This is a genomic window from Actinocrinis sp., from assembly GCF_035653575.1.
Classification (GTDB): domain Bacteria; phylum Actinomycetota; class Actinomycetes; order Streptomycetales; family Catenulisporaceae; genus Actinocrinis.
In genome coordinates, this window is the sequence record NZ_DASRBQ010000091.1 from 1 (window position 1) to 10,412 (window position 10,412).

11 protein-coding genes are annotated in these 10,412 nt (G+C 69.1%); all 11 read left to right on the forward strand.

Annotated elements, in window-relative coordinates; all coding sequences use genetic code 11:
* On the forward strand, positions 1-207 hold a 207-nt coding region (locus VFA06_RS13055), incomplete at its 5' end, for a zinc-binding dehydrogenase (protein WP_324840790.1).
* 408 nt (positions 208-615) lie between these two features.
* Positions 616-1,776: an ABC transporter substrate-binding protein gene (locus VFA06_RS13060; RefSeq protein ID WP_324840791.1), complete on the forward strand. Its 1,161-nt coding sequence runs from the start codon at positions 616-618 to the stop codon at positions 1,774-1,776.
* Between the two features lie 90 nt (positions 1,777-1,866).
* Positions 1,867-3,114 carry a sensor histidine kinase gene (locus VFA06_RS13065; protein ID WP_324840792.1) on the forward strand — a complete coding sequence of 416 codons (1,248 nt, stop codon included), beginning with the start codon at positions 1,867-1,869 and terminating at the stop codon, positions 3,112-3,114.
* On the forward strand, positions 3,111-3,755 hold the full coding sequence (locus VFA06_RS13070) for a response regulator transcription factor (RefSeq protein WP_324840793.1): 645 nt from the start codon (positions 3,111-3,113) through the stop codon (positions 3,753-3,755). Before VFA06_RS13065 ends, VFA06_RS13070 begins: the two co-directional genes overlap by 4 nt.
* Before the next feature lie 607 nt (positions 3,756-4,362).
* Positions 4,363-4,980 carry a hypothetical protein gene (locus VFA06_RS13075; RefSeq protein ID WP_324840794.1) on the forward strand — a complete coding sequence of 206 codons (618 nt, stop codon included), beginning with the start codon at positions 4,363-4,365 and terminating at the stop codon, positions 4,978-4,980.
* The gene (locus VFA06_RS13080; protein WP_324840795.1) at positions 4,977-6,356 is read left to right on the forward strand and encodes a copper resistance CopC/CopD family protein; all 1,380 of its coding nucleotides are present in this window, start codon (positions 4,977-4,979) and stop codon (positions 6,354-6,356) included. The genes VFA06_RS13075 and VFA06_RS13080 overlap by 4 nt, the downstream gene beginning before the upstream one ends.
* A 47-nt stretch (positions 6,357-6,403) precedes the next feature.
* Positions 6,404-7,435: a cupredoxin domain-containing protein gene (locus tag VFA06_RS13085; RefSeq protein WP_324840796.1), complete on the forward strand. Its 1,032-nt coding sequence runs from the start codon at positions 6,404-6,406 to the stop codon at positions 7,433-7,435.
* Positions 7,436-7,558: 123 nt separating this feature from the next.
* The gene (locus VFA06_RS13090) at positions 7,559-8,113 is read left to right on the forward strand and encodes a YceI family protein (RefSeq protein ID WP_324840797.1); all 555 of its coding nucleotides are present in this window, start codon (positions 7,559-7,561) and stop codon (positions 8,111-8,113) included.
* Positions 8,110-8,955, forward strand: a complete 846-nt coding sequence (locus VFA06_RS13095; RefSeq protein ID WP_324840798.1) for a cupredoxin family copper-binding protein — start codon at positions 8,110-8,112, stop codon at positions 8,953-8,955. Before VFA06_RS13090 ends, VFA06_RS13095 begins: the two co-directional genes overlap by 4 nt.
* 339 nt (positions 8,956-9,294) lie before the next feature.
* Positions 9,295-9,753, forward strand: a complete 459-nt coding sequence (locus VFA06_RS13100) for a very short patch repair endonuclease (RefSeq protein ID WP_324840800.1) — start codon at positions 9,295-9,297, stop codon at positions 9,751-9,753.
* A gap of 224 nt (positions 9,754-9,977) precedes the next feature.
* Positions 9,978-10,412: DNA cytosine methyltransferase (locus tag VFA06_RS13105; RefSeq protein ID WP_324840799.1), on the forward strand; the 435-nt coding region annotated here is incomplete at its 3' end.

The following is a 10,412-nucleotide window of genomic DNA, read 5'->3' on the forward strand; positions in this document are numbered from 1 at the left end:
AAGGGCGTGCGCTTGGCGGGCTACTTCGGCGATGCCGCTGACCTGCCTCGGGACGCCTTCCAGGAGATCCTCGACGCGGTGGCGGCCGGCCGGCTGGTTTTCCCCGTGGACCGTGTGTACGACGGCCTGGAGCAGGTGGCACAGGCCCACGACGACATGGAACACAACCGCGCCACCGGCAAGCTCGTCGTCCGCGTCCGGCACTAGGCCGCTCTGGAGTTGCGATTAGGTGGTGGGCCGGAGCCCGGCACCGGCTCCATGGCGACGGCAGCCGCCCGCCAAAACACCTAACCGAGTCCACTCATCTCGGCCACCTCCACTGTGCGCGTGGCATCGACCCTGCTCGCCGACGAGGCCTGCGAGGCGCGCCGGCTGTTTGAAGCGGGCGGTCTTCGCGGGCGGATCGTGCTCGCGTACTGACGGCGAGGTCCGGGCGCGGCCCGCGCTTGCATCGTTCGATGGAATCTCGGTTCATCCCTTCGCGCCCGGGCTTCAACCGCGTCGGCGATGTGCGCCGTACCGCGCGCCGCGCAAGATCGAGATCGAGATCGAGTGCGGCGAGATCCGCCGGCACCCCTCGGCCACGTGGACGGCCGGAAGCGAAGGGAACCACCAATGAAATCAATCAGCAGGCGGCAGGTGCTGGGAGCCGGAGCGGCACTGGGCGTCGGCGTCGCTGGTGCGGGCTCGCTGCTCACCACCGGCACCGCGTCCGCCGCCGCGTCGGATTCCTCCGCCGCTCAGGGCGGCGGCCGACAGGTCGGGGAGGAGACGCGCAGCCTGGAGGAGCTGTACCAGGCCGCGAAGGCCGAGGGCGGAAAGCTGGTCGTCTACGCGGGTGGCGACGTCGCCTCGCAGCAGGCAGGGGTCGTCGCGGCCTTCAAGGCACAGTTCCCCGACATCGACCTGACGATGGTGGTCGACTACAGCAAGTTCCACGACGTGCGCATCGACAACCAGATCGCGACCGGACGGCTGATCCCCGATGTCACCCACCTGCAGACCCTGCAGGACTTCACCCGCTGGAAGCAGCAGGGACGGCTGCTGCACTACAAGCCCGCCGGATTCTCCAAGGTCCACGATGCCTTCAAGGACCCGGACGGCGCATGGGTCGCCATCGCCGTCTACGCGTTCAGCTTCATGTACAACAGCGCGACACTCACCGGCAAGCCGCCGCAGAACCCTGAGCAGCTCGTCGACCCGCGATTCAAGGGCCTGATCGCCTCGTCGTACCCCAACGACGACGACGCGGTGCTCTACCTCTACTCGCTCTACGCGCAGACCTACGGCTGGGACTGGATCGCCAAGCTCGCCGAGCAGCAGATGCAGTTCGGTCGCGGGACCAACTCGCCAGGTGACGCGCTGAGCAGCGGCGCGCGCAGCATCGGAGCCGGTTGCGCGGGCACGCTCGTGCCGTCCTCGAACCCGGTGAAGTGGATCGTCGCGAAGGACCACCCGTTCATGGCCTGGGGTCAGCGGGCCGCGATCTTCAAGCAGGCCGCGCACCCGGCCGCGGCCAAGCTCTACCTCAACTGGCAGCTTTCGGCCGCGGCCCAGAGCAACTCCTTCAACGGCTGGTCGGTACGCACCGACGTGCAGCCGTCGGGCGGGCTCGCCCCGATCTGGACCTACTCCAACGCACACATCGACGGCTTCCCGCGGTTCATGGCCGACCGCGCCGAGGCCGAACGTTTCCGGCAGACCTTCAGCCTGTACTTCGGCGAGGTCCAGGGCGCGCCCAGCCCCGGCTGGCTCGGGCTCTACCCCGGGCGCTGACGGACCCGGGCCCCGCGGTCACGGCCGCGGGGCCCGGCCGTGACCTGCTTAGACTGGCCGGGAACACCCGGGCTCACGAAGGGAAGCGCCATGGACGATCCGCCGCCCGCCCGCATTCGCAGCGGCGCGATTCTCGACCAGTTCGTCTACCTGGTCTTCTTCGTGCTGGTCGGCGCTTCCCTGCTGCACCTGGCCGCCGAACACAACGCGCAGTGCGTCTACACGCTCACCCTGTGCATCCTGATCGCTGCGGGCTACTGGTCCGGGCTGACGCTGTCTGGTCGGCTGGGTGCGGCCGGCCGCGTCGTCTGGCTCGCGGCCCTAGTCGCGCTCTGGCTCGTACTCGTCTGGATCAGCCCGGGTGCGCTGCCCTACGCGTACCTCTGGTGTGCGATCCCCCTGGCCTGCCTAGCTGTGCGCACCCTCGGCGAACGCACCGCGCTCGTCGCCACGGTCGTCATCAGCGGTGCCCCGGTGCTCGTGCTGCTGCGCCTCGATCACCAGCTCGGACCGGACGGCATCGCCGCGCCGATCGTCGCGGTGTGGGCCACTGTCGGGCTCTTTCACCTCCAGCGACGCGATGCGCTCACCCGTCAGCGGTTGCTCGAGGAACTCCAGGACGTTCAAGATCAGCTCACCGAGCGCCAACGCGAGGCGGGAGCGCTCGCCGAACGCGCACGCATCGCCCGCGACCTGCACGACACGCTCGCCCAGGAACTCTCCGGCAGCCGCATGCTTCTGCAGGCGGCCGAACGCGATCGACGCGCCGACCCCGACCGCGCCTGGCGGCATGTGCACGCCGTATCCCAGGCTCTCGGCGAACACCTCGCGGAAACCCGCAGGATCATCGACGACCTCACCCCCGTCCAACTCGAAGACACCAGCCTCGAGACGGCGCTGCGTGACCTGTGCGAACGAGCACAACGCGACGGCATCGCGCACCAGGTCACCTTCAGCGGCGAGGGCGCGGCGCGGACGGTGGCCCCGGACGGTGCGAAGGCCCTGCTGCGGGTAGCCCAGGGCGCGCTCGCCAACATCCGCGAGCACGCCGAGGCCCGGAACGTGCTCGTTAGCCTCTCCGCGCAGCCGGAGCGGACCGTCCTGGTGGTGCGCGACGACGGAGTCGGCTTCAGCCCGACGCGCATCCGCCCCGAGCACGGTCGCGGCTTCGGGCTTCCCGCGCTGCGCGAACGCATGCGCTCGTGCGGCGGCACCCTGATTCTCGAAAGCTCGCCTGGCCACGGCACCAGCATCACCGCCGCGCTCCCCAACCCGATCGCTGCGGGGCGCGAAGGGCGATCGCAGACACGCGGCGGCCTCGCGGCAGTCGCATCATGAGCGACAAGCGGATCCGTGTCCTGATTGTCGACGACCACGCCGTCGTCCGCGCCGGACTAAGAGCCCTGATCGAGGGCGAGGCCGACACCATGGAGGTCGTCGGCGAGGCGGCGGGCGGCGAATACTCCGTCAGCCTCGCCGCCCGACTGCGCCCCGACGTCGTCCTGATGGACCTGCGCCTCGACGAACGCGACGGCGGAATCGACGGCGCCGAAGCCACCCGGCGCATCACCGCCCAGAGCCCCACGACCAAGGTCGTCGTACTGACCAGCCACAGCAACCGCACCGACGTGCACCGCGCGCTCGAAGCTGGAGCGCTCGGCTACGTCCTGAAAGCCGGCCCACCCGAAGAACTCTTCCGCGCCATCCACGCCGCCGCCTCCGGCGGCCTCACCCTCTCCCCCGACGCAGCCGCGCTCTACACCGCGCGAGACCCGGGCCTGCAGCTGAGCGACCGCGAACTCGAAGTTCTGCGGCTACTAGCCGAGGGACTGTCCAACCGCGCCATCGCTAGCGCTCTGTTCCTCACTGAAGCCACCGTCAAAAGCCACCTCGTGCGCATCTACCGCAAGCTCGACACCGACAGCCGCGCCGCCACCATGGCGGAGGCGCACCGCAGAGGGCTGATCGAGCTGGCCTGACGGCGCTACCGGGAAGCCCATGCCCGTCCCCTCGTCCTCTTCGGCCATGTCGCATTCGCAGTGTCCTGTGGCTCGTTCATCAGCCCACTGGCTTTAAGCCACCTCTGCGGTGAACGCTTTGTCAGCGTAGGACGCCAAGGCGGGGACCGGTCCCGGGCGGTGCGTGCACAATGACTCGCCGACCGCTAGCCGTTCAACGGGAGGCGGGGGGCTGGATTCACCGTATCGACGCCGGGAGCCGTTGGCCGCATGACGACGAGGTGACGACTCTGTCGGGCGAAAAGCGCGGTAAAGAGAAACGTCGGCGTGTTTGTTTGGACACGGCTTCCGCTCTAGGATTCACTCGATCGAGTGAAGATCATTCAATAAAATTCTTGTCACAACGCCAGAAATGAAAAGTGGCGGCGTTGTCACGGGCGAGCGATCGGTGCGTAACCAGCGTGAAGTGCAGTGACGTTGCACTCAGCTCCACTCAACCGCGCCGAGTCGTCCGGGAGCCAAGGTGTCGAGCAATTCCCGCCGTTCCGTTTCTCGAAATACTTCTTCGCCCGCAGCGATTTGGTCGGCGGATCATCGCGACCAGATCGTGGGCGCGACGCTCGTCGGTATGGTGCTCGTACTCCTCGGTTATGCCTCGGGAATCGGCGGGGGCGGCGGCGTCGCTCAGGCGACCGGCGGTCCCGCCCCGGGCACGCTGGTGGTTGCGTCGAGTCCGCCCGCGAACGGGTCGGCACCGGACATCATTCAGGCCACCGGCGGCTCCAGCGGCCCTGGCGGCTCGGGCGATTACGGGTACGGCTTCGGCGGCGGGTCCGGCGCGGGTTCAGCACCCGCGGCAGGCGCCGGGCCATCGCCGTCCGCAGCGTCTCGGACTCCGGACATAATCGGCGGGTCGCCTTCGGCGTCTCCCTCCGACTCGCCCAGTGGTTCACCGTCCGGGGCGCCGTCGTCGGCAGCGTCGTGCAGCCTGCTCGACTGCGTCACCTCGGTGGTGACCGGCGTGACGGGCGGGTTGACCTGCCTGCTCGGCGCGGGGACAGGTGGACTGCTGCCGTCCGGGACCGGTGGACTGCTGTCTTCCGGTCTGACTGGCGGGACGGGCCTGACGGGCCTAACCGGCGTGCTCTCCGGCGGGACCTCGCCGGTCGGTTCGCTGACCGGTGGGCTGCTCGGCGGCTGCCCCACACCGACACCCAGCGCGACGCCCAACTCGAGCGCGCCATGAGCCACGTCACGCGGCTGGCCCTTCTCGTCTGCGTTGCGCTGATGTGGCTGGTTGGTTCGTTGATCAGCGCGCCCGCCGCCGTCGCCCACGCGGAGTTGCTGCGCTCTGACCCGGCCGACGGCGCGCGGCTGTCCGCCGTGCCCGCTCACGTGACGATGACGTTCACCGAGGGCATCGCGATCCACGACTGCTCCGTACGTGCCGAAGGTCACGCGCTGCCGATTCACCAGCCGGCCGGACAGCCGGACGTCCTCATCGCGGACCTGTCCGGAATCCACGCCGCGCCAAGCGGTCGCCTGGAGCTTGACTGGCGCTCGGTCAGCTCCGACGACGGGCACATCGCGAGCGGAAGCATCGGGTTCCAGCTACCTGCTGCGGCCGCGTCACCGTCTGCCACCTCCGGTGCGACTGCGCCCAACACCACGTCAGCATCGACCGGAGCCGCGGAGGGATCGGGGCTTCCAGGACCCAGCGCAGCCGTACACAACGCGCTCGTCGCCGTACAGTTCGCCGGATTCCTCTGCGTGGCGCTGCTGATCGGCGGCCTGGCGTTCCTCGTGATCGCCTGGCCGGAGGGCGGCGGTGTGCCGCGCGTGCGCCGCTCGCTCTCGCTCGCGTGGGTGCTCGGTCTGGGCACGGCGCTCGCGCAGATCGGGTTGCAGGCCGCCTATGCTGCGCTGCTGCCGCTCTCGGGCGTGTTCGACGTGACCGCGCTGGAGAGCCTGTTCGGCACTCGCGTCGGCGCGGTGCTCATCGCCCGGGCGCTGTTGTGGCTGCTGGCCGGCGTCGTCCTCGTCGGCCTGCTCCAGCAACAGCAGCGTGCGGCCTACTCGGCCGGCTGGCGGGTCGGCCTGATCGCGGTCAGCTTCGGCCTCTTGCGCACGATCGGAATGACAGCGCACGACGATAGCTCTCACCCGCTGATCGGAGCGATCGCGGACACGGCCCACCTGGCCGGGGTGTCGCTGTGGATCGGCGGGCTGGTCATCCTGCTCTTCGGCGTGCTGCCGCGCCGCGTTCCGGGTGAGATGGCCACCGCGGTCGCGCGCTACTCGAACCTCGCGCTCGTCAGCATGCTCGCGATCATCGGCGCCGGAGCCCTGCTGGCCTGGCAGGTGGTCGGGTCGGTGCACGACCTGCTGCACACCTCCTACGGGCACACGCTGCTGCTCAAGCTAGCCCTGGTCACCGCGGTGCTCGCGCTCGCGCAGCACAGCAAAGCCTGGGTGCGCCACCGGCTGGACGTCGCGGTGATCCTCGACGGCGACCGCGCCACGGTCCGGCCCTTCGTCTACTCGGTCGCGGCGGAGGCGGGGCTGGCCCTCGCCATCCTGGCCGCGGCGAGTGTCCTGGTCACGTCCAGCCCCGGCCGCTGACCAGGGTCCGCACCAAGTCAGTCCACAGAGAAAGGCGTCCGCACACCATGGACAGAACCGATTCCGAATCCGGCACGCCGCCGAACGCGCCAGCCGCGGCGCCTTCCGTGCGCCGCCCCGCGCGTGCCCTGCTCCTGCTCGGCACGGCGGCCGCTGCCGCCTCGGCACTGCTGCTCGCCCAGGCGGCCACCCACCCCGAGGCGGCGCGCACTGCGGTCGCTCAGGGCACGACGACGCTGAACGTCGCCGACGCCGCGGCGACCGCCGCGACCAGCGCCACCACCATCGAGATCAAGAACTACGCCTTCGCGCCGAGCTCGGCGACGGTGGCCACCGGCGTCAAGGTCACCTGGGTCAACGAGGACACCGTGCCGCACACGGTGACCAGCAAGTCCGGCCCGGCGTCGTTCGACTCCGGGCAGATCAACCCGGGCGCGTCGTACTCGGCGATCTTCATGACCGCCGGAACCTACAGCTACTACTGCATCGACCACCCGCAGATGGTCGCCACGATCACCGTGACTGGCGGTTCGGGCGGCGGTGGCGGCACACCGAGCTCGACGCCGAGCACTCAGCCGAGCAGCACCCCCTCTGGTGGCGGCACAGGGGGCGGCGGCGGCCAACCGAGCTCGAGCCCGAGCGCGAGCATGTCGATGCCGGCGCCTTCGGGAAGTTCCGGCGGCGTCCTCGGTTCGCTCGGCGGCGGCATGAGCGGCTCGGGCAGCGGCTGCGCGAGCGCGAGCCAGGTGCTGCTCCCGCTGCTTCAGCACATCGACGCCACCCACCTCGGCGAGTCCCCCGGCCAGCAGGTCCAGGACCTGTCGAACATCAACCAGTACGTGCTCACGCACACCACGCTGGTGGAGAACATGCTCATCCCGGCGTACAACAGCGCGAACCGAAGTCTGACCGGGCTGCTCGTTCCGCTGCTCCAGCACATCAACGCAACGCACCTCGGCGAGTCCCCGGGCCAGCAAGTCAATGACCTGCTGAACCTGGACCAGTACGTGCTCACGCACACCACCCTGATCGAGAACATGCTCATCCCGACCGAAGGCGTGCTCACCGGCAGCTGCTGACGCAGGCCGCACGTCTTCGCGCACCAACCGCCGCAGCGGCGGTGGACCGGCCGAGTGGAAGTCGGCCGGTCCACCGCCCCCATTCTCCCCTCCGCACACCGCACTCAGTCCGAAGAGGACGCGATGACTACCGAAACGCTCGTGCTGCCCCCGCGCCCGTCCCGTCCCGCCGTTCTGCCGGATCCGGGCACCTACCGGACCCGCCCCGGCCGGTGCGTCTTCGAGCTCCGCGCGGCCGTGGGCCCGCTGACGACGCTGTGCGGCCGCTTCGCCGTGCTCGAAGCCAGCCTCGTGGTCGACGAAGACGAGCGGCGCACCCGGATGACCGTCGAGGCCAGCGCCGGTTCGCTGCGCACCACCCGCCCGCTGGCTACGCGGCGGCTGACCGGGCCGCGCGGCCTCGCCGCGCGCCGGCACCGCGTCATCCGCTTCGAATCCACCGGCTTAGACAGCGGCGAGCCGGGACGGATCACCTTTCCCGGCACTCTTCACCTGCGCGGCGAGGAGATTCCGCTCACCCTGGAATCCCGGGTCGTCGGGCGTGGACGCGACAGGCTCCTCATCCTCGGCACCGGACGGCTCGACTACAGCGCGCTGCGAGCCACGACCGAGGTCCGGCTGCCGCGGACCGTCCCAGCCGGGCACCTACGCATCCTGCTCGCGGCGGACTTCCGATGACCAAACCGCTCGCGCCCCGCGTTCCCGCGCCGCCGTCCTCCGAACCGGCCCGCCCGCCGCTGACGATCGGCCCGCGCATGGCCCTGGCGGCCGGTGCAGCCGTCGCTGTGCTCGCCGCGGTGTTCGCCCTCGGATTCAAGCCGGCCAAGCTGCCGTTCACCGAGCCGGCCGCCGCGGCGCACTACAACGTGCAGATGGTCAACTACGCCTTCGCCCCCGCGTCGCTCACCGTCAACGAGGGCGACACGATCACCTGGACCAACCAGGACACCGCCCCGCACACCGTGACCACCACCAGCGGCCCCGCGTCGCTGAACTCGCCGTACCTGTCGAAGGGGCAGTCCTGGAGCTTCACCTTCACGCAGCCGGGCATGTACATGTATTACTGCACGGTGCATCCGGACATGCGGGCCGAGGTGATCGTCCGGGCGCCAGCCCCGGCCACCACCGCCCCGATTCGCACCCACAGTTCCGCGCCCGCCGCTCCGGCCGGTGCACAGGCGCACGCAAGCGCCGCCACCACCGCTACCACAGCGGCGGGTCCCGCGTCGTCGAGCTCTGGCGCCGCCGCAGCACCCGCAGCCACCCCATCGGTGTCGAACTCGGCAGCGCCCGCCGCTCCGGTCCAGGCGCAGCAGACGGCTGACAGCAGCAATATCCGGACTCTCGGCCCGGTCTTGCTGCTCGGCGGACTGACCGCTGCGATCGCGGTGTTCTGCCTGCTACTCGTCGGCTCCCGACCGGCCCCGGCGTCGGCAGCGGCAGCGGCAGCGGCGGACCGAACCAGCGCGGCACCCGGCCCGAGGCGCGACGAAGAGAGTGAGAACTACGACTACGACTAGGAAGACTTCGTCGTGCTTCATGGGGTGCGGCGGGCCTTCTCGGAAGCGACGTGAGGGTGGATTTCGCTTTGCCCTGTGCCTGTGCTCGCGCCCAGGCGTCGCAGCGACCGGGAGATCGGGCTGCTTTCGCTGGGGGCAGCTCATTTACCCGATTCCACAGCGGACCCAAGACAACGGCACGCTGCGAGCGCACGGCTGCCCGCTGTCAGCTGATCCCGCCGAAGAACTCGGCCTCGACATAGGCGATCGGTGCCCGTGCTGATCACGCGGCCCGCTAGCTGATAGAAAGAACCCTCCGCTCGGGGGTCTTGTGCGTAGACTGACCGCGTGATCGAGCGCATGCTCAAAGGTGGCTCGTCATGGGCGTCCAATGCAGGTGTTCGACGTAGCATGCAGGCGAACAAGAGTCGGGACACGAAACCCGAGCTTCGACTCCGGCGCGCAGTGCATGCACGGGGACTCCGATATCGAGTCGCGGCGCGTCCCATTCCGGAATTACGCCGGACTGCGGATCTCGTGTTCACGAGGGCGAAGATCGCAGTTTTCGTGGACGGCTGCTTCTGGCACGGCTGTCCGGAACATCACACTGTGGCGAAGACCAACGCCGAATTCTGGGCCGCGAAGGTCGTCAGGAATCGCGAGCGGGACCGCGAGACCGACGTCTTGCTCCGCTCTCGGGGATGGCAGGTGATCCGGATCTGGGAGCACGAAGCGACGGAAGACGCAGTGGAACGCGTGGTTCGATCGTGGCAGGAACGCATCGGTACAGATCGCCGTTCATCGGACGACAGCGAGTGATTTCATCGTTTCGATGATGGATGGTGAGTCGCTGGCGAGGACAGAACGATCAAAATGACCGGAGCGGACCGTCCGGCGGCCGGGACGGACTGCGCGGTTCACTGCCTTCAACGCGACCCGCAACGACGACGCGGACGTCGACACCATGTGACGTTCTGTCAGTGGTCGGCCGTACCGTTCGTCTCAGAGCCGAGGACGCACGACACAGCAGGAGGAGAGGGATCGTGGCGGGTGAAAGGCGCTTCACCTCGTTCGAGATGTGTGCCGGGATGGGCGGTCAGGCTCTCGGCCTCGAGCGTGCAGGCTTCGATCCCGTGTTGGTGCTGGACAAGAGCCCTGATGCTTGTAGCACGCTCGCTTTGAACCGACCGTGGAACGTGCAGTGCTGGGACGTGCGCGAGTTCGACTCGCATTCCCTCCCTTCCACGCTCCGCAAGCAGGTGATCGGTGTAGATCTGATCAGCGCGGGCCTACCACGGGTCAAATCGGCTGCACAGGTCGCTCGCCGCGGCAGCGACGACGAGGAACGGCACGTGTTGCGGACCGTTGCGCGACTGTCTACGGCCATACGTCCCGCGGCTGTACTTCTGGAGAACCTCGACGTCCTTGTCACCGGTGACAAGTTCGAGGCGGATCGCACCTGGGTCGACACCTGCCTT